This is a genomic window from Maricaulis alexandrii (genome assembly GCF_005871165.1).
Taxonomy (GTDB): domain Bacteria; phylum Pseudomonadota; class Alphaproteobacteria; order Caulobacterales; family Maricaulaceae; genus Maricaulis; species Maricaulis alexandrii.
Genome location: NZ_SWKP01000006.1, coordinates 25585 through 47657, shown reverse-complemented (window position 1 = coordinate 47657; position 22073 = coordinate 25585). Strand labels below are relative to the sequence as shown.

Genomic DNA, 22073 nt, shown 5'->3' with positions numbered 1-22073 from the left:
CCGTGTCCGATGGGGCCGGCGCAAAGCAAAACGGCCGGAGCAAGGCTCCGGCCGTTCGGATGGGGTTGTCGAGGTGTTGGGGTCAGCTGTCCTGGGCGTCAGCTTCGGTTTCGGCCTCGGCGCGTTGCGTGATCAGGGCACGCGCCGCGTCAGCATTTTCCACTTCTTCCACTGTATCGATGTAGCAGCGCCCGATGCTCGGGCTGGAGATATACTCCATCGTCGGATGGTACAGCGTCGTGGAGGACGGGAAGCTGGTCGCCATGCGAATCCCGAAATCCAGGCCCTGACAGCGATCGGTCAGTGTCACCAGATAGCGCTTGCGCCCGCCGCCACGCAGCAGGACATGCTCCTCATCGAGGACAGAATAACCGTTGATGTTGAACAGCCGGATCGACTGCGGCGCGTCTTCAGGCGTGCTGGCCCAGCTGGCTGCACCCGTCATTCCCGCCGCCGCCAGGGCAGCCATAATCGCGTATTTCATGAGCACCTCTCCTTGTTCCCTCAACCTGTAGATTGCAAGGATGCGGGTGTGCCCGTCAAGCTTTAAGCCAAAATATCGCGATCGGCTCAGCCCCCGGCGTCATTGGATTCGGCCTCTGCCCGCTCGGCGATAAGGGCCTGGGCGGCCTCTTCGCTCTCGACCGCCTCGACGGTCTCGATATAGCAGCGGCGACCATCATCCAGCACGATATGCTCGTTCATCGGGTAGTAGAGCGTCGCGGTGGACGGGAAGCTGGTGGCCAGCTGGATGCCGAAATTCAGGCCCGAGCACCGGTTGCGCAGGGTCACGAGATAATGCCGGCTGACCCCGCCGTTCAGGAGGACATGTTCCCGGTCCAGAATAGTGTAGCCGTTGACATTGACCACGCGGACCGAGGAGCGGGACTCCGATGGCGTGCTGGCACAGGCTGTCACCCCGAGCAGGGCTGCGGTGGCCATGGCGATGTAGATCGGATGTTTCATCACTATCAAACTCCTAGCATCCCTCGCGTCGGAGGATATCAGGGCCCGGGCCGAATGTTAACGCGGGATTAGCCATGATGGCGCGACTCTGTTGCCCTGATTCGATCCAGTGATTCCGGAGAGCGATGTGGTCAGTCCCGTCGAAAACCCCAGCCAGGACTTCATGACCCGGACCTTGCGCCAGGCGGCGCAGGAAACCGGCACGGATTTCAATTATCTGCTCCAGACGGCGGCGCGCGAAAGCAATTTCGATGTCCGCGCCGAGGCCAGCACGTCCAGCGCATCCGGCCTGTTCCAGTTCATCGAGCAGACCTGGTTGGGCGTGATGCAGCGGCGCGGGGCTGATCATGGCTATGCGGACGCCGCGTCTGCGATCACGCGGGACGAGTCGGGCCGTTTTGTCGTTTCCGATCCGGTCCAGCGTCAGCAAATCCTGGATCTGCGCTTTGACGCCGAGGCTTCGGCCCGAATGGCCGGCGAGCTGGCAGCTGAGAATGCCAGCGTGATCCAGAGCCGTATCGGGCGCGAAGCCACCTCGGGTGAGCTCTATGCCGCCCACTTCCTCGGTGCCCAGGGAGCAGCCAGTCTGATCGAGGCCGCGCAATCGGATCCGTCCCAGCGGGCGGACCAGTTGTTTCCCGCCGCCGCCCGGGCCAATCGTGCCATTTTTTATGAGGGCGGACAGGCCCGCTCGGCCCAGGAAGTCCTGGCCGTCCTGACCCATCGGGGCGATGCGCCCGTGATGCCCTCCCATGCAGCCAGTGGTGCCAATGATGCGCAGACTGTGCGTCTGACAGGCCGGTATTCCCCGGTTCGCAATGCCGTCATGGCCCCGGTTCGTCACCAGATCGGCACGGGCGAATTGTCGCCGACCGTCGTGGAAATCCTGGCCTCTCTGGAGGCTCCGCAGGCCGCGTCCCGTCGTCGCAATTCCTGATCAGGGGCGCGGTTCGGCAAGCTTTCGTTAAGCATGTGAGACCTAGTGTCCGCCTTGCAAAACAATGAGATGATAGTGAGATGAGCGTCGTAGCGCTGCGTAACCGTTTGACCCAGGACGACATTCGCCGCCTCATCAAGGGCGAGAGCGATGAAGTGAGGGCCATGGCCGCGCGGAAGGTCTGCCGGCGGATGGATTCGCCCAATCTCACCCAGACCGAACGCGATGCCGCCCGGAGCGTGCTGGAGCTGATCGCCACCGATGCGGCCGAACTGGTGCGCCGCGCCCTGTCAGTGACGCTTCGCCAGTCTCCCAACCTGCCGCGCGAAATCGCCATTCGTCTGGCCATGGACGTGGATACGGTCGCCCTGCCAGTGATCGAGGACTCACCGGTCCTTGAGGATGAAGACCTGATGGCGGTCCTCAATAAGGCCGACACCGTCAAACGCTGTGCCGTGGCCTCCCGTGCCGACGTGTCGGAACCGATCGTGCATCGCCTGCTGGACTCCGGCGACCGCGCAGCTGTCAGCACGGCGGCCGCCAATGACGGGGCCCGGTTCGATCCGGCGGCTTATCAGCGTGCCTTCGCGGACTTCTGCGAAAATGCTGAGGTGATGGATGCCTTCGTGGCACGCTCGCACCTGCCGCTCGACATCACGGAACGCTTGATCGCCCATATCTCCGACACCGCCATGCAGCGCCTTGTGACGCGTCATGCGCTTCCGCCCCAACTGGCGGTGGAGATCGCCGAGGGCATGCGGGAACGCGCAACCGTCGACCTGGTCGATCAGGCCGGGCTTGCGCAGGATCCCAAACATTTCGTCCAGCAATTGCGCATGAATGCGCGGCTGACGCCGTCGCTGATCCTGCGGGCCCTTATGCGGGGCCATGTGGCGTTTCTGGAGCACGCCTTCGCCGAATTGGCTGGCGTAGCCCATTCCAAAGCCTGGTTGCTCATACACGATGCCGGGCCACTGGGCCTGCGCGCCATTTATGACCGGACCGGCATGCCGCCGCGTCTTTATCCGGCCATCCGGGCCTGTCTCGATGTGATCCATTCCATGCAGCTGCCGCAGGATGAGGCTGGACGCGCCCACTATCGCAGGGTTCTGGCGGAGCGGGCCATCACCCGCTTCCAGGGGCTGCCGGAAGCCGATGTCGATTACATCCTGTCCCGCTTGGACAGCGACGAGGCCGAGCTGGCCCAGGCCAGCTGAGGCACACCCTTCTGCCAGACACGAAAAAGGCCGCCCGGTAAGGCGGCCTTTTTGTTGGGGATTGGTCGGCCCGCTCAGTCTTCCCAGGGCTGGGCGAAGGCGAGGGACTGGCTTTCCAGTTCCTTGGCGAGCTCAGCAGCTACCGGATCATTCTCGTCCCGGATGTTCTGGCTGAGGGCTGCGCGGATCGCGCCGACATGGGCCAGGGCCAGCGGCATGGGGGCCTTCTGGCGCTTTTCCGGCAGGTCGATCATCTTGGTCAGCGACGAGGCCAGACGGGTGATGATCGGGAATTCATAGGTCGTTCCGACGCCGCGCAGGTCATGGGCGCGAACGAAGAGGTTCTCGCCTTCATCGCCTTTGAGCCCCTTGGTCTTCACCTCGGCGGCGGCGGCTTCGAGCTTCTGGACTTCTTCTTCCAGCCAGCCACCGAAATCGGCCCGCAGATCCTTCAGGGCCTCTTCGGCCTTTTCGATCATGTGCAGGTCGCCCTGGCTGATCGGACCGCCGACCTTGGCTTGCAGCAGGTTGGGGACCGAAATCACTTCGACATCATTTTGCTTGGCCATGGAGTGATTCCTCTTAGTTCGTGCAAGCCAGGTCCGTTGCGTTGTGCGCATCGTCCTGGTTGGTCTGGCTCAAGGTTTCTTGGATGACGGAGGCCAGGGAGGCCGCCGTGAAAGGTTTGATCAGGAATGCGTCGACACCGCACTGCCGGGCTTCGGTGATCCGGTCTTCGCGGGAATAGGCCGACAGCATGATGATGGGCAGGAAAGGCGCCGGACTGGTGGCCGAGCGTCGCAGGGTGCGCACCAGGTCCAGTCCGTCCCGCGGCTTCATCTTCCAGTCGGTGATCAGAAGGTCGACCGGTTTGCTTTTCATGACGTCCAGCGCCCGATCCACCGTGTCGGCTTCGAGCACCTCGGCGCAGCCAAAGGCTTGCAGCGTTACGCGCAGGGCACCGCGCAGGGCTGCATTGTCATCGACAAGCAGGACCCGCAAACGGGTGATGTCCTTTGTGGTGCCAGTGCAGCTCATTGTGAGGCCGGTCCAATCCGAAAATCCTGCCTGAACGCTAGCGCAGCTTGCTTAACACCAGCCTAAGCGAGATCAGGATTCGAACTGTTCGGTGAGGATACGCTCCGCCAAGTCTCGACCTTCATCATACAGCAAAGTCATGGTGACGTCGCTGGCTTCTTCGATATCGACCCGGGCGACTTCCCGGAACTCCCGATTGTCGGCTACGGCCGATACGGGCCGATGGCGCGGTTCGACAATCTCGAAACCGACCCGGGCCGTGCAGGGCAGGAGGGCGCCCCGCCAGCGGCGCGGGCGGAAGGCGCTGATCGGGGTCAGGGCGAGGACTTTCGAGTTCAGCGGCAGGATCGGGCCATGGGCCGACAGATTATAGGCTGTCGAGCCGGCCGGCGTGGCGACCAGGACACCGTCCGCCTGCAACTCGCCCATCCGGTCGCGGCCATCGATCATGATCTTGATCTTGGCGGTTTGCCGGGTTTCCCGCAGCAGAGAGACTTCGTTGATGGCCAAGGCTTCGAACGGGTTGCAGTGAATATCCTCTCCGGTCACGCGCAGCGGGTGAATGCGGACCGGGTCGGCGGAGGCCAGGCGTTCCAGCAGGCCGTCGGCCTGGAACTCGTTCATCAGGAAGCCGACAGAACCGAAATTCATCCCGTAAACGCGAGCCCCGGTTTTCAGCGATGTGTGCAGGGCATCCAGCATGAGACCGTCACCACCCAGGGCGATAATGGTCTCCGCTTCCTCGATCGGCACGCAGCCATAATGGCGCTCCAGGCGCGCTTTGGCGGCCTTGGCTTCAGGTCGGGGGCTGGCCAGGAAGGCAATCGGTTCAGTGATGGGGAGGCTCTTGCAAAGACTTGGTCGAACAAGTCTTTATTCAAGCTCTGGTTCCCATCTGACGCAAGACCTTCGCCGCCTTTTCCGCGCCGTACATGCGGAAGACATTGGCAGCCGCAGCCATCGCATCGCCTTCCAGCGACTGGTGCATCCGGCCAGCCCGTTGCAGAGCCTTGTGGATGATCGGGTAGGCCGTCCGGTCGAGATGGGCGGCCTGGCAGGCCATGGCCGCTGCCTTGACGCCGCTCATGGCCAGGGCGACTCGCCATTGCGAGGCCTTGACCCCGCACAGGTGGGCGATGGCGTGGTCGAAAACGGCCTGGTCGCCGCGTTTCACCGCGTCGAGGGCAAATTCACCGGTCAGCTTGCCGGCTTCTGCGGCGTCCGCCACCGTCTTGGCCGCGGCCAGGTCGACATCTTCCGGCGTGGCGCCGAGGGCGGCTTTCACCGTCAGGTTCTCGACCTTGTCCTTGTCCAGGCCAAAGCGGCGATAGAGTTCCTCGCGCCAGTTCTCCGGCAGCATGATGCACAGCTGGGTAGCGTATTCCGTCGACAAATCATGCCGCCGGGCCAGCGCTTCACGCAGTTTGGGGTGATCGCGGGCAACCGTCATGCAGATGCCCAGCGTATTCTCGGAAATCTCGGCCGTGTCGTTATTGGCCAGGGCGCGCAGCACGACGGCCTCGCCCGGTTTGGCCAGGGTGTCGGTGATCGCCAGGCAGATGTTCGGACGCATGGCCAGGTGGCGCCGGTGTTCCGTCGTCCCGGTCTCGGCCAGTTCGACCATGTCCTTCACCGTCAACCGTTCGCTCTTCTTGATGATCACTGCGCCGATTTCGATCGGTTCGAAGGCGAAAAAGCGGATGGCCGCGTGCGGTGCCCAGTCACAATTGGCCAGCTTGGTGGCGATGACCGACTTGGTTTCATCGTCGGCCTTGCTCGACAATGTAACGAGAAGGTCGCCGGCCACAGGCTCGGTCCGGGGCGCAAGCGGTTGCGCCAGGCACAGTTCCGTAATGCCCAGAGCCAGCTCTTTGCGCTTTCCCGGGTCCTTGAGTCTGGCCAGGGTGTTTAGGGTTTCCGCAGTATTAATGTTCATCTTTATCGCGGCTTGCGGGTTGTGGTCAGTCTGTATGAAGACAGAAACGCCTTGAAAACTTGTTAATCCGGCTGTGAAGGGCGGTGCTCACAGTGTTGGATTCGTGAGTGAATCCCCAAGTCTTCCTTTTATTGTTTTGATATCAATGCAGAACAAGCATAGGGGGTCATATCGTATGAGTCGCGCTAAGGTCGAAGTTGCCCTGTTTGACCTGTGACGGATCCGGAGCAATTCTGTGGCGTTGGCGATAAAAACAATCCCCGGGAGGTTTACATGGATGATCAGGCTAACCTGTCAGTAAAAGACCAGGTCTCCGCCGAAGAGTGGAAAGCGCGCTGTGATCTGGCGGCGCTCTACCGTCTCGTGCGCATGCACGGATGGGATGATCTCTTCTTTACCCACATTTCCATGCGGGTCCCCGGACCGGACGAGCATTTCCTGCTCAATCCGTTCGGCCTGCTCTATGAAGACGTGACCGCGAGCAATCTGGTGAAGGTGGACCTGGACGGCAATGTCCTGCCGCCCTCGCAATACGGGATCAATCCGGCCGGCTTCACGATCCACTCCGCGATCCATGACGCGCGGGAAGATGTGGCGGTGGCGATCCACCTGCACTCGGATGCCGGTGTGGCTGTTGCGGCGCAGAAGGGCGGGCTTCGCCCGATCTCGCAGCTCGCAATGAACATCATGAATGATGTGTCCTATCACGACTATGAGGGCATCGCCCTGGAAGCGGAGGAAAAGGTTCGGCTTGTAGCCGATCTGGGCGAAAAGAATCTGATGATCCTGCGCAGCCATGGGACGTTGTCGGTTGGCGACCACCCGTTTAGCGCGTATGTTCGCCTTTATCTACTGGAGCGTGCCTGCAAGATCCAGGTCATGGCCCAGGCTGGTGGGGAGCTGATCGAATGGGATCAGAAGATGCAGGATCGTGTCTTCGGCCAGTCCGACGAGATCTCCTCCAACGAATTCTTCAAGGAGATCGCCTGGGCGGCCGTGCTGGACCGCGTGCGGCGCGAAAGCCCCGGCTTCGACGCCTGACAGGGGCTCTGGCCGGAACCGGCTTGGTGGGCAGTGTGATGATCGCACCGCCTGCCCAGGCCGGGGCCTGGCCCCAGGAAAAGGGTGAGGGCCTTCTGATCTTCACCACTTTGCTGGACCGCGCCGATCAGGGCTTCGGGCCCGACGGCGAGACCGTCGATGACGGTTATTTTCACAAGGACGAAACCGCCGCTTATCTGGAATACGGGCTGACCGGTCGCACGACCTGGGTGTCCCGCCTGGCCTGGCAGTCTGTCGAGCGCCGCCAGGGCACGCGGGTCGACGCGGCCCGCGGCCTGGCGGCCAGCGAGCTGGGATTGCGCCACCGGGTCTGGTCACGCGGCCCGGACACTGTTTCCGGGCAACTCACGGTCCTGCTTCCCGGAGCCGGAGAGAATGTCTCCAATCAGCCGCTTGGATCCGGCGAAACGGCTTGGGAGGTCCGCGGCCTGTGGGGGCGTCATCTCGGCGATGACCAGTTCGCCGATCTCCAACTGTCCCATCGCTGGCGCGGCGGTGATGACCTCAACGAAGCGCGTCTGGATCTGACATGGGGCTGGCAGCCGACAGATCGCTGGCAGGTTCTGGCGCAGAGCTTTTCCGTCTGGAGTGTCGAACCGGCCCGGACGGGCCGGCCCGAATTCGAGCAGCACAAGGTTCAGCTATCGGTCGGCCGGCAATGGGGAGAAGTCCAGTACCATGTCGGTCTGGCCGCAACTCCTGCCGGTCGAAATGTCATCAATGAGCGGATGATCTTCGTCTCGGCCTGGCGCCGGTTCTGATGCCGAGGGGGTCAGAGTTTGCGGCAGGCGTGATCGAAGTCCGTGCTGAGAATGAGCGAGCCCAGTGTGCGCAGCTCATTCGTGCACCGGCCGGGCGTCCGCATGGCATGTTCGAGCACGGATAGCGGAACCCACATGCCCGTCGGGTGGGACCGGGGTGGTGGCGTGTCGCCAACCAGGACGATCCTGTAGCGCGCCCGGGCCTGCATGAAGCGCCCGCCTTCATCACTCTGGGAGATTTCGGCGAGCACTGCACTGTCAGGCTTCATCCAGTGACGCACCTTGTCCCGGTCTGCCTGACCATCCTGGAAGGAGGGCGAGAATTCGCGGCGCAAGCCAAAACCGGGTTCCTGATGGGACCGGATGAAGAATTGGGCGACGCCATCCTCGATCCGCATCAGCAGCACGTGATCCGGTTCTCCCGCATGCGTGAGAAAGGGCTGGCACCAATGGCTCACTTCACGGCCCTGAACGTCAACACGAGCATAGGTGAGGGCCGGTGCGCCCGTTTCCGCATTGATGATCCCGTCCGGCGTGAAATCCCAGCCTTCCAATGAGTCGAGCGGGTCGAACACCCAGTGGAGGCCGGCACGCCCGACTACCGGCGTGACCCGCTCCGAGAGCCGGGCCTTCACCGGTTCCCCGCAGGGTTTCGCATAGGATGCCTTCAGGACGTCGGCCCCGAACAGCTCTCCATGTTCGGCCAGACTCACCCACGGCGCGGTCGCGATGGCAGAACGCGCATCGGTATTGAGACAGTTCGATTGCCCCAGAAGCTCGCGCATTATGTGCGAGGAGCACCATCTGAAGAAAGGCTCCGGGGCTTCGACGGACATGTCCTTTGGCAAGGCGATGACGGAATTCTTGTTGAATTTCCAAAGAAATTTGCTGCCCTGTTCGGAATGGGCCCCTAGGGACAGGTAGAGGGCATTCTTGTGGATGTGTTCCAGGAACAGGGTCGGTGCTCCGCCATGAAGCCGGTTGTAATTGCTTGGCGTGGCCTGGATGCTCGGGGCAATCTGGGTTGGATTGACGTTGCCGGGCTCGGTTTTTGCCTGCAGCAGCCATTCCAGGCCGGACGGGCCTTGACGGACAAGGAAGGCCAGCCAGCCCGGCTGGGGCTGGTCGATCATCGGTGCAACAAACCCGTTTAGCCGGGGCGACGCTGATTCGATCCGCAGCCCGCGCAGCGCAAAGAAGCCGCCTGTGTCATGGATCATCGCGCCTTCGCGAAGGGACCAGTGCTCGCACTCCTCGAAGCGGATTGGTTCGACACGGATCTGGCTGTGTTCGTGCGCGTCCTGCAGCCAATGCTGGATGGTCTGGGTTCCCAGTTTCACAGCATAGCCCTCGCATGGTCGATCATCGCGGCGAGTTCAGCCTGTCTTGCGACGGACTGACCGGTTCTGTGGGTTACAACGCGTCCAAGCATGTCCAGCTTGCTTCCCCGGGCCTTGATCAGGGCCCGGTTGAGATCGATACCGCTTTCTCTGGCCACCCGGGCCAGCTGGGTCGACTGGTCGGGGGGTGAGGGGGGCTCGAACCGGTCTGTCTCGCCGAGAAGGTTCGCCAGCCAGACGTCCTCATCGATTTCGGACCGGATGGCGTCTGTCTCCCCATTTTCGATCATGCGGGTCCAACGTTCCGCATAGGTGCCGTCATGGGCATAGACTGGTGGCCTGAGCCGCATCTGGTCCTTGAGGACGGTTATGTCGTCGAGCGCCTTCAGACGCACGCCTGCCTGGTTGAGGCGTTTGCAATAGTCCTGCAGGGAGGTGCCGTCCACGTCGGCGGCCGGTGTCATCGGGCCAATCCTGCGGAACAGGTCCGTTCGGCCGACCCAACAGCTGATGGGTTCGCCGTAGAAGAAGGGGGCGTCAAAAGCGGCGTCGAGGTTGCGCCCTGGCGGCGTACAGTGGACGAAGTACGGGCGATCGTCTCGAGGGCCGCGGCCTGTGAAGATCGCGGCCTGACTCCAGACGAGTTCGGCCCGCGAGACTTTCAGGGCTTTAAGGGCGTTGGACAAATGATCCGGCAGCCAAAGGTCATCGTGATTGAGAAACGCGATGTAGGGCGTGTCGGCCAAAGCCATGCCGACGGAATTCGGGCCGGACTGTTCGCCGAACCGCTCCGGAAGATTGATGAAGCGCAGGCGCGGATCCTGAAACGCGGCGACACAGTCAGCCGTCTCCTGATCGCACTGATCACCAATGATCAGGGCTCGCCAGTTTCGGTGAGTTTGCTTGAGGACCGTTCTGAGTGCGCGTGAAAGGACGGGTGCACGGTTATAGGTTGACGCCACAATCGTGACGTCACCGCGCAATTCTCCGATAAGTTTGCGCATGAAATACCCCACGCTGTAACGTCCCCCGCAGACGTTTTGTGAGCATGCGCAGCAAAAATCAACAGATTTTGGTATTGCGGGTCATTATCAACTGACCCGCATCGCCCTACTCGTCCGTTTCGTCGAAAGTCGCACCGGTTTCCTGGGCGATGTAGGCGATCACGTCGCGGCGGTCTTCGGCATTGCGAAGGCCGACAAAGCTCATCCGGTTCTGCGGCACCAGGGCGCGCGGGTTCTCGATCCAGGCATTCAGCGTCTCCAGATCCCAGACCAGGCCGGATTCGCGAAGCCGCGGGGAATAGGCAAAGTCGGATTGGCCGGCTGCCGGCGCTCCGATCACGCCATGCAGGTTCGGGCCGATCGTGTGGCGTCCGCCTTCGGCCAGCGTGTGGCAGGACTGACAGCGACGGTATTGCCGGGCCCCATTTGCGAGATCGGCACCGTCCAGGCTGAGAACGGCACTTGCGGGGCTCTCCTCTGCTGCGGGGCTCGCCGTTTCCTCGACCGTCTGCTGAACCGGGGCCGGCGTCTCGGCTTGCGCGCTGGCCTGTGAGCCGGTTCCGCCTTCGCCGGAACCATTGCCGCAGGCTGCCAAAGCGAGAACGGAAATCACGGGGATGAGGGGGCGCAGCATGGTCAACTCCTGAACAGGTCGGTCTCTGTCATGACCTATACCTCGGTGCGTCCGCAAGGCGATGCGTCAGTGTGACGCCCGGCCATCATCCTCGCAGGCGAAGCGCGACGCACACGGAACCAAACAGGACTTCCGGCGTATTTACAGCAGGCCGGCAGGGCATGATGTCCGTAAACAGGGCCGGCGAAGCTTTTTCGCTTGAGTGTTCAGCGCATTCCGTGGCCAAGTTGACCCGGGCGCGCTTTCACCCTTTGGGATGAAGGTCTGGCCGAGGGGACAGAATGAGCAAGACCACCGGACCGGTGAGCGTCATGATATGCGGCGCCGGTCACTCGGGATCCACACTGCTGGGCATGATCCTGGGCAGTCATTCACGCACTTTCTACATGGGAGAGGGCGGCAAGGCCCGTTACCTCGGCGATACCAGAAAGCCGTTGCGCAAGCGCGTCTGCAAGATCTGCGGCGAAGCCTGCCCGGTGTGGTCGGGTTTCGAATGGGATGGCGAGCGCCCCCTGCATGCTGCGGTCGCCGATCATGTCGGCAAGCCTGTGATCATCGACAGCACCAAAGACGAGGCCTGGATCAGGGCGCGTGCCGCGGAAACCGTTGCCGTGGGCGGACGGGCTGTTCTGATCCTGCTCGGGCGGGACGGGCGGGCCGTCGTCAATTCGCGAATCCGCAAATATCCGGACCGCGACCCTGAAGGGCAGATCCGGGACTGGGTCGACAAGATGGCCTCCAGCGAAGCGCTCTTCGCGGCGTTCGAAGGCCCCAAAATCCGTGTCCGCTATGAGGACCTGGCGACGTCGACCGAGGCCGTGGCCCGCGCGCTGTGTGCGGTCGTCGGCTTGGACTTCGAGCCGGGCATGCTGCGTTTTTCCGAGACCGAACAGCATGTTCTGGGGGGCAATAGCGGCACCCAATTCATTGTTGCGCGCGAACAGATGAAGGATCCGGACGAGGCCTTTGTCAGCCTCTCGGACCGCACGCGTGACTATTACGAAAACCACTCCGGCGATATCGAGCTCGATCTGCGCTGGCGGGAGGAGATGTCCCCCGCCCACCTGGCCCTGTTCGAAGACCTGGCTGCTTCAGCCAATGCCGCATTCAAATGGGAAGGGTAGGGAATGGCGAAAGTGGATTTGGTCTTCCGCCAGATAGACGAAAGAACGCGCGATGTGGCGCTCGAACTGGCGATCAAGAATCTCCAGCCGGAGAATGTTCACGTCATCGACGATGTGCGCCCCTTCACCGAATGCGTGAACCAGATGCTGCGGATCGAGCACGACTGCGACTATGTGGTCTATGTCGATGCCGATTGCCTGATCCTGGAGGACATGCGGCCCTTCATCGATCAGTGTGACGCCCCTTATGTCGATGCCTATGTGTCAGACCGGTTCCGCGGGCGTCTGCACTGCGGTGTTCATATCACGCGATCCGACGTGGTCCGGGCGATGGCCGCAGTCGAAATTCCCAAGGACGACATGAAATATGTGCTGCGACCGGAGAGCCGGCTGCGCAATCTCGCCATGAAGAAAATGGGCGAGGCCAAGCAGTTCCGGAATTTCGACATCCTGCATGACCACTTCCAGGCGCACACCCATATTTTCATGAAATACGCCCTGCGCGAATTGCGCAGCCGCACCAAGATCCAGCGCACGCGTCTGGATCGTTCCATGATGCGCTGGACCTATGACGATACCGTGTTCTGCGACCTGACCATGGCGCGCCACGCAGTGGAATATGCCCGCAAGGAAATGCCCAAGACGGCGACGCCGGATGAGGTGCACGCCTTCATCGAGGCCCTGCCGGAACACGCCGAACGGGCGATGAAGCAGCTGGGCGTGCAGGAGAAGGGTGCGTTCACGCGGGACGAACTCGAGTCCTGGCTCGAACAGAATAATGATCGCATCGCCTATGGGCAAAAAGCTGATAAGCCGAAAATCTTCGGTCTCGGTCTGTCCAGGACGGGCACGCGCAGCCTGACAGCGGCCCTGCAGGTTCTGGGCTTCGACACGTCGCATTATCCGATCGACGAGGACACCTATATCGAACTTGCCAATGCCCAGTACGACCTGACCTTGCTGCGCTTCTATGATGGTCTGACCGATATCACCACGATCCCGTTCTACCAGCAGTTCGACAAGCTCTACCCGGGCTCGAAGTTCGTGTTGACCGTGCGCGACAAGGAGGACTGGCTCGGTTCCTGTGCCCGCCACTGGTACAACCGGCCGGCCTTCAAGGATGTCGAGGACCCGGACGAGGAAGTGCATCTGCGCATGCGCCAATTCCTGCGGGCATCGGTTTATGGCTGCTACAATTTCGATCCGGAGCGCTTTTCCTGGGTCTTTGATCGTCACGTCGAGCAGGTGAAGGCCTATTTCAAGGACCGCCCGGACGACCTTCTCATCATTGATGTCTGTGCCGGCGAAGGGTTTGAGAAACTCGCGCCCTTCCTGGACAGGCCGGTTCCGGCGACACCCTTCCCGCACAAGGGCGCGGTGCTGAGTGCGCAGATGAAGGCCGCCGGCGAACCGCAATCCATTCGCGTCGCCTGATGAGGGCCCGCAAGGGCACGAAGGAATGAACGAGACCCGCGATACGGCGGAGCCGGAGCCGCGCCCGGCTCGCCTCGACAGCGTGCGGCAGGCGGTGCGCACCCTGAAGCTGGCCGCGCAGGCGCGTCCGCTCCTGGTTCTGGTGATCGCGGCGCTGACAGTGGCGGCTGCGCTCCTGCCGGCCGCGGCCCTCTACGTGTCCAAACTCATCATTGATGGTGTCGTTGCTGCGATCGAAACCGGCTCGGAGGCGGATCGTCAAACCGCCCTGATCTGGGTCGGTGTGGAATCCGGACTTCTTGCCCTGCTGTTGGCCGCCCGGCGAGGTCTGGTCTTCTTCAAGGGGCAGTTGCACGCCGAGATCGGCTTCATTGTTTCCGAGCGCATTCTCGACAAGGCGGCCGGGTTGACCCTGGCGCAGATCGAGGACCCGGACATCCAGGAAAAGCTGATCCTGGCCCGGCAGTTTTCCGCCAGCCGTCCCTACAGCCTGATCAATCGCGTTTTTGATGTGGCCCAGCACGGCCTGACCCTGGCGTCTCTCCTGGCCCTGTTGCTTGCCAGCGCGCCCTGGTTGGCATTGCTCGTGATTGCCGGTGGTTTGCCGGTCTTCATCGGCAATGTCCGCTTCTCCGGCGACGCTTACCGCTTTTATACGGGGCGGACGCCCCAGATGCGTGAGCGCAATTATCTCGAAGGTCTCATGACGCAGGAAGGCTCTGCCCGGGAGCGCCTGCATTTCGGGCAGAGCCCCGAGCTTAAGGCGCGCTTCCGGGCGCTGTTCGACGATCTGCATGGGGATGACACGGCCCTGAAACGGCGCCAGGCCCTGTTCGGCACCCTGCTGGGACTGGTGGGGTCCGCTGTTTTTCTGGGAGGCAAGCTGTGGATTGTGGCCGTGACGATCGGTGGCGCGTTCTCGCTGGGCCAGATGACCATGCTGATCGGCTTGCTCAAACAGGGACAGGCCGCAGTGAACAATGTGCTGTCCGCCTTTTCGGGCACCTACGAAGATGTGCTGTACGTTACCAACCTCTATGACCTTCTTGATACGCCTGTTCCGCGCTCGCCCGGCCGCGCCGTGGCCGGCCCGGATCCGGAGGACGGGCTTCGCTTCCACAGCGTGACCTATCGCTATCCCGGCCAGAAACGCGCCGCACTGGATGGCGTCAGCTTCCAGCTCCAGCCCGGCATGCGGATGGGCATCGTCGGGGTCAATGGCTCCGGCAAAACCACCTTGGTGAAGCTGGCTACGGGGCTGTACGCCCCCGATGGCGGCCGGGTCACGCTGGACGGACTGGATGTGGCGGACTGGGACTCGGCCGCGCTACGATCGCGGATCGGCGTCTTGTTTCAGCCCCATGTGAACTACAAGCTCTCGGTGCGCGACAATATCAGGGCCGGAACGGGTTGGCGGCCGATCCCGGAGGGGCAGGTCGAGCGGGCGCTGGATGCCGGTCTCGCGCGATCCGTGATTGAGGATCTGCCGGGCGGCCTGGACGCGCGGCTCTCGAAGCGCTTTCCGGACGGGCTCGAACTGTCGGGCGGTCAGTGGCAACGCCTCGCCATGGCGCGGGCCCTGGTCAATGAAGACGCCGACATCCTGATACTGGATGAACCGACGGCGGCGCTGGACCCGGCCGCAGAGGCGGCCTTCCTCAATGAGGAACGGCCTGGCCAGTCGCTCATTCTGATCTCTCACCGACTGTCCAACTTGCGCACGGCGGACACGATTCTGGTGCTGGACAAGGGCAGGCTGGTCGCGGCGGGCAATCATGCCAGCCTGATGGAGGATGGCGGTCTCTATGCCGAGCTCTTCGAGCTCCAGGCGGAGGCCTATCGCTAGGCCTTTGATCTACTCGAAAAAGGCGGAGACAAACTGGCTGTCGGGGTATTTCGTGGCGTAGACATGCACGGCCGCGAACCATTCCGACCAGTCCGTGACCGTCACCGCGCCGAACCTGTGATCCGGGGCGAGCGTGTTCAGATAGTCAACAAGGCGCGCCGTGTCCGCTTCCAGCTCGGCCGCGCTGATCAGGCGTGGGTCCGGTTCGGATCCGTCATGGCCATGGTAATCGGCTTTGGTGAGAAGGGCGATGTCGAGGGCCGGATTTTCGGTCTCGTCGAGATGCCGGGCCAGGTCCCAGGCACCGCGGCCGGAGCCGCCCATCAGTTCCGTCTCGCGGGTCTTGTCGGTCAGGGAATAGGTACGTCCCATGGATGGCGGTGCTCCGCTGCCGGGCGCACAAAATGGCTGTGGCGGCCCGAAAAGGGTGGTGGATGTCGCCAGTGTCCATACTCCCTTCCCGGGATCAAGCGTCCCGAACGGCGTCAGCTTTCAGAACCGACCAGGAATTCCAGCCGGATCGAGGTGAATTCAGCCGGGTGGATCATCGATACTGACACATCCACAACCAGCTTGCCGGAGCGTTGCGCCTCCGGCGGATTATTGGTGGCGTCGCAGATCACGATGAAGGCTTCGCTGGCCTTGCTGCCGACCAGTGCACCCTGGCGCCACAGGTCGGTCAGGAAATCGGAGACCTGGCGGGTGACGATTGCCCAGGTTGAGGGGGTGTTGGGTTCGAAGACGAGGTAGCGCAAACCGCCTCGCAGTGAGGTTTCGATCAGCAGCAAGGTGCGCCGGACCGACAGATAGACAAGCGCGGGATCGCGGGTGAGCGTGCGGGCCCCGTACGCCACAATGCCATAGGTCGGAAACTCACGGATCGCATTGATCCCAATGGGATTGAGCGTGTCCTGGTCATCTGCAGAGATTTTGCGCTCCAGGCCGGTGGCCAAGCTGAGATGTCCATATGTCGTGCCGGCCGGCGCTTGCCAGGGACCAACCGCATGGTCGGTCTGCGCGTAGACACCCGCCATCATCCCGCTGGGCGGTGTCGGGACCTGCCTCATATTCACGGGCAGAAGAATATCGACCCACGGATAATAGAGCGCGCCCAGGCTGGACGTCAGGGCATCGCCGCTCTTCACCGGTCCGGCGCTCGCGCCCGTCTTGAAGGCGGCCGCCTCTTCCACGTCGAGGCCGAAGGGCATGTCGAGAATGGCAAACAGGCCCTTGTCGGTATTCTGCTCGCAATAGGTCAGGATGCGGTTGGCATGGTCGCGTTGCAGGTCCGGATCACTGATCAGGCTGATATCGGGCACGAGGACGAGACTGATATCGTCTGTCTTGTCCAGGGTTTGCAGGGCGGCTTCCAGATCGATGGGCGTATCCACGGGATCGCCCAATCCCCCTGCCAGGGTCAAAAGACTGCCTGCTTTAAGGGGCGTGTCGGACAGGGCCGCCTCATCGACGGACAGGCGGACGAAATAGGATTGCGTGTTGATGCGGTGTTCGAGCGGTGTTTCGGACTTGCTGTCGCCGCTTCGGTCCAACTGCCCGCCAACAACACCGTCATAGTCTTCCAGCACGAGGTAGCTGGCGTCATCACGCGTCAGGGTTTTGAGGGCGTTGATATCGGCAAAGCGGGCCATGAGCTGGCTGTTCAGCTCGGACATCTCCGTCTTGTCGGGGACAGGGTAGAGGACGGAAATCCGGAACACGTCCGCCGTTTCGGGATCGGCTTCGGGGGAGGACGGCTCGACCAGGATCCGGATATCATTGCCCCAAAGGCCCGGCGAAGCGGCCGAGAAAACCAGGGCGCCGGTCTGTCCGGTCGCCGCCGCGCTCCCCGCTGCCGTGACGCGGGTGATGTAGGCAATCGAGCCACCCGCCGCGAAGAAATTGTACACGGACAGGGCCAGCGGCGCATTCCAGGCGAAGCCACCGAATTCAGCGGTGTAGGCGTGCCAGGACGTAATCAGCACGGATTGCCCCGTTTCGCCACGCTCGGCCTGACCGATGAAGGCCGTATGGGAGGTGGGGGCCGCCTGGATGGAGCCTGGTGCGGGCAATTCCTCGACATAAACACCCGGTCCCTTGATTTCGGTCATTGTCCGTCTCTCCTGCGTGTTCTGGCCAAACCGGTTGTTCCGCTGCGGGGTGTCAAGTTTAGCGTGTGGCGCCCTGTTCCGGCAATGTTGCATTGACCCGCACCTCCGGCCGGTCCGCTTTGGGTCGAAATCGGTGCGTTTCCATGCTTCGGTATGTTGTCAGGCGCGCGGAAAGCCTGTTCTCTGTGCCCCGGCCGGTCCGGGCCATCAACAGTTAGAACAATCAGTGCAAGAGCACTCGGGGAGAAACATGGCGGATATCAGTCAGGCAGACGGCAAAACCGTTTCGGACAAGATCGAACCTTTGGCCGCAGGCCCGCGCCGTTATGCGCTGGGGCTGCTTCTGGTCATCTATGTGCTCAACTTCCTGGATCGCCAGGTCGTCAACATTCTGGCCGAGCCGATCAAGCTCGATCTCGGTCTGGCGGACTGGCAATTGGGAGCCCTGACCGGGTTGGCCTTTGCGCTGTTCTACACGGTGCTCGGCCTGCCCATTGCGCGCCTCGCGGAAAAGGCCAACCGGGTCTCGATCATTTCCATTGCGGCCGGTTTCTGGAGTATCTGCACCGTGGCCTGCGGCCTCGCCGGCAATTTCGTTCAGCTCCTCATTGCCCGTATCGGTGTAGGCGTGGGCGAGGCGGGCTGCACGCCGCCGGCACACTCCCTGATTTCCGACTACACACCGCCTGAAAAGCGCTCTTCAGCCATTGCCTTCTATTCCATGGGTATCCCGCTGGGGTCACTGGCTGGCATGGCGCTGGGGGGCATCATTGCCGACAGTTTCGGCTGGCGCGCCGCCTTCTTCATTGCCGGTGCTCCGGGGCTCATCCTGGCCGTCCTGGCGTGGATCACGCTGCCGGAACCGCGCAAGAGCGTGAAAAAGGTCGAAACCACGGCGCACCCCACGGTGATGGATGCCGTGCGCGAACTGGCCAGCAAGCCGGCCTTCATCTGGATGTCGCTGGGGGCCGCCATCAATGCAATGGTGTCCTACGGCCACATCGCGTTCTACGGCTCCTTCTACCTGCGCAATCACAGTGAAGGCCTCCAATCCCTGGCGGATTTCTTCAACGGATTCCTCGGTACGGAACTGGGCGCCATCGGCTTCACGGGACTGGCTCTGGGCCTGCTGATCGGCATCTTCGGTGCCATTGGCACGTTTGCCGGTGGGCAGTTCGCTGACCGCTATGTTCACAAGGATGCTCGTGCCTATGCGGCGATTCCCGCCCTGGCTGGCATTGCCGGATTTGTGCCCTTCCTGGTTGCCATGTTGAGCGGGTCCACGCTCCTGTCCCTGGGCGCCCTTGCCATCGTGACCTGCCTGAACTCGGTCTGGTACGGCCCGGTCTTTGCCAGCGCGCAAAGCTTGGTCAAGCCGCGCACCCGCGCCACGGCCTCGGCCGTGATCCTGTTCGTGATCAATCTGATCGGTCTGGGCCTGGGGCCGCTGGCCGCCGGCGTGATCTCCGATATCTTCGCCGTCCAGCATGGGCCTGCGGAAGGGCTTCGCTATTCGCTCGTCACGATCGGTGTTGTGGGCCTTCTGGCCCTGCCGGCCTTCTGGCTGGCCTCGCTGACGCTTCGCAAGGATGTCGAAGTGTAAGCCTCCCCGTATCGAGGCAAAAAGAAACAGGGACATGCGACGCATGTCCCTGTTTTAGTTTCAGCCATTGCAGGCGGACCTCGCTAAGGTCTGTATCCTTGGACAAGCTAAAGGATCTGCCCGTCATCAATCTGGAAGGCCGAGCCGGTGATCTGCCGGCCGGCATCCCCGGCGAGCATCATCAGGGCGGCGTCCAGCGCATCCTCATCCATCAGGCGGCGGCGCGGGAATTTGCTGATCTGCTTCTTTCCGCCTTCCGTGGCGAACCAGTCCGCATTGATCTCGGTCTCGATATAGCCCGGGCAGATGGCATTCACCGCTATCAAGTGGCGGGCCCATTCGCGGGCCAGGCCCTTCGTCATGGAGACGACGGCGGCCTTGGACGCGCAGTAGGCGGTCAGGCCGGGCAATTGGGTGAAGGCCGCAATCGAGGCGATATTGATGATGCGCGCTTGGCCCGCCTCAGCCGATCCGTTGGCCAGCATAAGCCGAGCGGCTTCACGCGCCCCGAAATAGACGCCCCGCACATTGACCGCAAAGGTCTGGTCGAAATGCGCCTCGCTCATGTCCAATGCCATGCCATCGCCCCCTACGCCGGCATTGTTGACCATGATGGACAATGGTCCGAGTTCGGCTTCAACGGTCTCCAGTGCGGGGCCGATCGCCGCCGTGTCCATGACATCCAGCGGAACCGCGATCGCGCGGCCGCCGGCAGCTTCGATGTCAGAGACCAGGCTTTCGAGGCGGTCGGTCCGACGCGCCAGCAAGGCGACAGCTGCGCCCGCTTGGCTCAGTTGGAGCGCAAATCGCCGGCCCAGTCCGCTGGACGCGCCGGTGACGGCCGCAACACGCCCCTGCAATGGTTGTGTCATGAGATAGACCTTTTATGGAATGGACGATGAAATCCGGGCCGGTCCGAATTCGCACGTCGGGATTTCATGGAAAAGGAAATGGCAAGCGCGACACTATGGATGGCTCGGTTCACGGGTCAACTCGGCTTGCCGGCATGATGTCATGCAGCGCCAGGGCCCAAGGGTGGCGGCGGAAGACTTGGGGCCCCTGCGCTTTCGACCGACTGGGCCAATGCCGGTATCCGCCGCCCTGAAATTCATGAGAAAAGTCGTGGCACGCGCGATCTCGCGGTCTGGCGGGCAGGGGTGTCGCGTCGCGGCGTGCCGGCTTGCCCGAACCAGATCGCCATCAGGATCAGTGCGGCGCCCAGGGCCTGGAACAGGGTGAAAGTCTCGCCCAGCACCCACCAGCCCAGCAGCACGGCCGTAAGCGGGCTGAGAAAGCCCAGGACCGAGACGGCGGCCGGATCGATCCGCGCCACGCCGCGGAACCAGATGGCATAGGTGGCCGCGGCTCCGATCAGACCCAGCCAGGCCAGCCCGGCCAGGTGTTGTCCCGTGACGGGCGGCAGGCCGGGCTCGAAAACCAGGGCCAGCGGCAGCAGCAAGAATCCGCCCGCGACCAATTGCCAGGCGGTGAAGGTCAGAAGCGGCGTGTCGCCGCGCAGTTTACGGCTGTAGACAGTGCCCCCCGCCATGGAGGCAGCGCCGATCAGGGCCGCGCCGATACCGATCGGATCCAGCCGCGCCGCTGCGGTCAGGGCGATCAGCGCCACGCCGGCCACGCCCATGAGGCCGGCCAGCAGGGCCCGCCGCCGCACCGGCGTACCCAGCACGCCCCGTGCAATCAGGATCACGAACAGGGCCTGGCTGGCCCCCAGGGTTGCCGCGACACCGCCGGGGAGGCGATAGGCGGCGATGAAGAGGCAGGTCCAGAAGATCGCGAAATTCAGCCCGCCCAGAAGCAGCACGCCGGGCCATTGCGACGGGGCGGGCAGGCGGCGGACCACAAGCAGGAGCAGGAGCCCGGCCGGCAGGGCGCGCAGCAGAGCAATGGTCAGGGGAATGCCGGCCGGCAGCATTTCCCGCGTCACCAGATAGGTGGTGCCCCAGATGATCGGGGCCAGGGCGGTCACGCCCAGCAGGGGCAGGTCGGGGCCGTTGCTGCGCATGATCTATCCTCCCTCGGCACGAAGGGGCAGGGCGATCGGCCGCATCGGGGCGGCATCGGCCCCGCGCAGGCGCAGCCCGCCGCCGATGAAGGCGAATTCATGGATCCCGTCGCGGGCGAGGTCCTCCAGATAGACCAGTTCCAGGATGGGCGTGCCCTGTTCGGCCAGGAGATAGGTGTGTACCGGGACGTAATTGTCGGGCGTTTCCGGCGGGAAGGCCTCGAAACTCAGATTGTCGGCTCCGACCACCATTGCGCCGGCCGTCTCGACCAGATAGCGCGCCGCCTCCAGGCCCAGCCCCGGCGCATCGGTCATGTAGTCCTGCGCCGTCTCATAGTCCTGCATCCGTCCCGTGCGGATCAGGACGACATCGCCTTCGCGCAAGCGCGTGCCTTGCTGCTCGAGAGCCAGCTGCAGATCCGCGACGCTGACCCGGTGATTGTCCGCCAATTGATCGACCCCGAGCGCCGCAGGCAGATCGATCAGCACGCCGCGCGCAATGATCGGCGGCAGGGCTTCGGCGCCGGCGACCTGCCAGCCGCGATCTCCCAGATGCGTATCGGCCTCGAACCCGTTCCAGATCCGGCCGTCCAAGCCAAAATGGGCCAGCGTGTCGATATGGGTTCCGGTGTGTGTGTACAGGGAGATCGCGCTGCCGGAATAGCTCACATGATCATTCATCGGCGCACCCACACCCAGCGGATCATCCACCTGGGTGCCGCGCGGCGTGTGGGTCATCCAGATCCGGTAGTGCGGATCGCCCGCAGCCTGCCAGCTGGGCATGCCGATGAAATATTCCACGGACAGATCATAGGTCTGCCTGCCATCGACCCGCGCCAGGATGGCGGCGCGGCTGGCCTCGTTCATCAGGTTGAGCCGGCCGATCTCGTCCTCCGGCCCCCAGGGGCTGGTGCCCACGCTCTGGGCGTGGCTGGCCGTATGGCCGGCAAGTGACAGGGACAGGCCCAGGACGAGCGGCAGCGTGGTCCGGGCAAGGGTTCTCAGAGTCAGGGTTTGCGGCATGACAGCCTCCGTTTGAA

General features: G+C 62.9%; 22 protein-coding genes. 8 read left to right on the top strand and 14 right to left on the bottom strand.

Translation table 11 applies throughout. The annotated features are described in order from the left end of the window. Positions 1–82 precede the first annotated feature (82 nt). Together FCS99_RS06565 and FCS99_RS06560 are read right to left on the bottom strand one after the other, a co-directional pair. Complete coding sequence (locus FCS99_RS06565) at positions 83–484, bottom strand: DUF6491 family protein (protein ID WP_138511291.1); 402 nt, start codon at positions 482–484, stop codon at positions 83–85. Between the two features lie 86 nt (positions 485–570). Beyond that, entirely contained in the window at positions 571–966 is a 396-nt protein-coding gene (locus FCS99_RS06560) for a DUF6491 family protein (protein ID WP_138511290.1), read from the bottom strand. A gap of 127 nt (positions 967–1093) precedes the next feature. On the opposite strand from FCS99_RS06560, the gene FCS99_RS06555 reads away from it, so the two are divergent. Together FCS99_RS06555 and FCS99_RS06550 are read left to right on the top strand one after the other, a co-directional pair. After that, positions 1094–1903 (top strand): hypothetical protein, encoded by an 810-nt coding sequence (locus tag FCS99_RS06555; RefSeq protein WP_138511289.1) that lies wholly within the window; start codon positions 1094–1096, stop codon positions 1901–1903. 80 nt (positions 1904–1983) lie between these two features. Beyond that, the gene (locus tag FCS99_RS06550) at positions 1984–3120 is read left to right on the top strand and encodes a DUF2336 domain-containing protein (protein ID WP_138511288.1); all 1137 of its coding nucleotides are present in this window, start codon (positions 1984–1986) and stop codon (positions 3118–3120) included. Between the two features lie 74 nt (positions 3121–3194). On the opposite strand, the gene FCS99_RS06545 is transcribed toward FCS99_RS06550, so the two are convergent. The 4 genes from FCS99_RS06545 to FCS99_RS06530 all read right to left on the bottom strand — a co-directional run bounded on the left by FCS99_RS06545 (position 3195) and on the right by FCS99_RS06530 (position 6094). Beyond that, positions 3195–3689 (bottom strand): Hpt domain-containing protein, encoded by a 495-nt coding sequence (locus FCS99_RS06545; RefSeq protein ID WP_138511287.1) that lies wholly within the window; start codon positions 3687–3689, stop codon positions 3195–3197. 13 nt (positions 3690–3702) lie between these two features. Further along, a complete protein-coding gene (locus FCS99_RS06540) occupies positions 3703–4158 on the bottom strand; it encodes a response regulator (RefSeq protein WP_138511286.1) in 456 nt (151 codons plus the stop codon). Between the two features lie 72 nt (positions 4159–4230). Then, positions 4231–4983: an NAD kinase gene (locus FCS99_RS06535; RefSeq protein WP_138511285.1), complete on the bottom strand. Its 753-nt coding sequence runs from the start codon at positions 4981–4983 to the stop codon at positions 4231–4233. A gap of 52 nt (positions 4984–5035) precedes the next feature. Continuing rightward, positions 5036–6094, bottom strand: coding sequence for a DUF2336 domain-containing protein (locus FCS99_RS06530; RefSeq protein ID WP_138511284.1), 1059 nt, complete (start codon positions 6092–6094; stop codon positions 5036–5038). 273 nt (positions 6095–6367) lie between these two features. On the opposite strand from FCS99_RS06530, the gene FCS99_RS06525 reads away from it, so the two are divergent. Together FCS99_RS06525 and FCS99_RS06520 are read left to right on the top strand one after the other, a co-directional pair. Then, entirely contained in the window at positions 6368–7135 is a 768-nt protein-coding gene (locus tag FCS99_RS06525) for a class II aldolase/adducin family protein (RefSeq protein WP_138511283.1), read from the top strand. A gap of 38 nt (positions 7136–7173) precedes the next feature. Beyond that, positions 7174–7917 (top strand): hypothetical protein, encoded by a 744-nt coding sequence (locus FCS99_RS06520; protein WP_138511282.1) that lies wholly within the window; start codon positions 7174–7176, stop codon positions 7915–7917. Between the two features lie 11 nt (positions 7918–7928). Here FCS99_RS06520 and FCS99_RS06515 read toward each other — a convergent pair whose 3' ends face one another. The 3 genes from FCS99_RS06515 to FCS99_RS06505 form a co-directional block, all read right to left on the bottom strand. Next, positions 7929–9257: an NDP-hexose 2,3-dehydratase family protein gene (locus tag FCS99_RS06515; protein ID WP_138511281.1), complete on the bottom strand. Its 1329-nt coding sequence runs from the start codon at positions 9255–9257 to the stop codon at positions 7929–7931. Beyond that, positions 9254–10273 (bottom strand): glycosyltransferase family 2 protein, encoded by a 1020-nt coding sequence (locus FCS99_RS06510; protein WP_138511280.1) that lies wholly within the window; start codon positions 10271–10273, stop codon positions 9254–9256. The genes FCS99_RS06515 and FCS99_RS06510 overlap by 4 nt, the downstream gene beginning before the upstream one ends. Before the next feature lie 94 nt (positions 10274–10367). After that, the gene (locus FCS99_RS06505) at positions 10368–10895 is read right to left on the bottom strand and encodes a c-type cytochrome (RefSeq protein ID WP_138511279.1); all 528 of its coding nucleotides are present in this window, start codon (positions 10893–10895) and stop codon (positions 10368–10370) included. A 281-nt stretch (positions 10896–11176) separates the two neighbouring features. On the opposite strand from FCS99_RS06505, the gene FCS99_RS06500 reads away from it, so the two are divergent. Genes FCS99_RS06500 through FCS99_RS06490 form a run of 3 tightly spaced genes read left to right on the top strand, consistent with a single transcriptional unit; the run spans position 11177 to position 15299 of the window. Beyond that, positions 11177–12019 (top strand): sulfotransferase, encoded by an 843-nt coding sequence (locus tag FCS99_RS06500; RefSeq protein WP_233352687.1) that lies wholly within the window; start codon positions 11177–11179, stop codon positions 12017–12019. A gap of 3 nt (positions 12020–12022) precedes the next feature. After that, on the top strand, positions 12023–13453 hold the full coding sequence (locus FCS99_RS06495) for a sulfotransferase family protein (protein WP_138511278.1): 1431 nt from the start codon (positions 12023–12025) through the stop codon (positions 13451–13453). Positions 13454–13478: 25 nt separating this feature from the next. Further along, positions 13479–15299 (top strand): ABC transporter ATP-binding protein, encoded by a 1821-nt coding sequence (locus FCS99_RS06490; RefSeq protein ID WP_138511277.1) that lies wholly within the window; start codon positions 13479–13481, stop codon positions 15297–15299. A 9-nt stretch (positions 15300–15308) separates the two neighbouring features. Here the strand turns inward: FCS99_RS06490 and FCS99_RS06485 are convergent, their stop codons facing one another. Both FCS99_RS06485 and FCS99_RS06480 read right to left on the bottom strand, forming a co-directional pair. After that, positions 15309–15671 carry a hypothetical protein gene (locus FCS99_RS06485; RefSeq protein ID WP_138511276.1) on the bottom strand — a complete coding sequence of 121 codons (363 nt, stop codon included), beginning with the start codon at positions 15669–15671 and terminating at the stop codon, positions 15309–15311. A gap of 113 nt (positions 15672–15784) precedes the next feature. Continuing rightward, the gene (locus FCS99_RS06480) at positions 15785–17407 is read right to left on the bottom strand and encodes a phage tail sheath family protein (protein WP_171036266.1); all 1623 of its coding nucleotides are present in this window, start codon (positions 17405–17407) and stop codon (positions 15785–15787) included. Positions 17408–17657: 250 nt separating this feature from the next. Here FCS99_RS06480 and FCS99_RS06475 point away from each other — a divergent pair, with 250 nt between their 5' ends. Continuing rightward, the gene (locus tag FCS99_RS06475) at positions 17658–19010 is read left to right on the top strand and encodes a spinster family MFS transporter (protein ID WP_138511274.1); all 1353 of its coding nucleotides are present in this window, start codon (positions 17658–17660) and stop codon (positions 19008–19010) included. Between the two features lie 107 nt (positions 19011–19117). On the opposite strand, the gene FCS99_RS06470 is transcribed toward FCS99_RS06475, so the two are convergent. From FCS99_RS06470 to FCS99_RS06460, 3 genes are all read right to left on the bottom strand, one after another. Further along, a complete protein-coding gene (locus FCS99_RS06470; protein WP_138511273.1) occupies positions 19118–19882 on the bottom strand; it encodes an SDR family NAD(P)-dependent oxidoreductase in 765 nt (254 codons plus the stop codon). A 236-nt stretch (positions 19883–20118) separates the two neighbouring features. Next, positions 20119–21033: an EamA family transporter gene (locus FCS99_RS06465; RefSeq protein ID WP_138511272.1), complete on the bottom strand. Its 915-nt coding sequence runs from the start codon at positions 21031–21033 to the stop codon at positions 20119–20121. A gap of 3 nt (positions 21034–21036) precedes the next feature. Continuing rightward, positions 21037–22056 carry a cyclase family protein gene (locus FCS99_RS06460; protein ID WP_138511271.1) on the bottom strand — a complete coding sequence of 340 codons (1020 nt, stop codon included), beginning with the start codon at positions 22054–22056 and terminating at the stop codon, positions 21037–21039. Between the last annotated feature and the right edge of the window lie 17 nt (positions 22057–22073).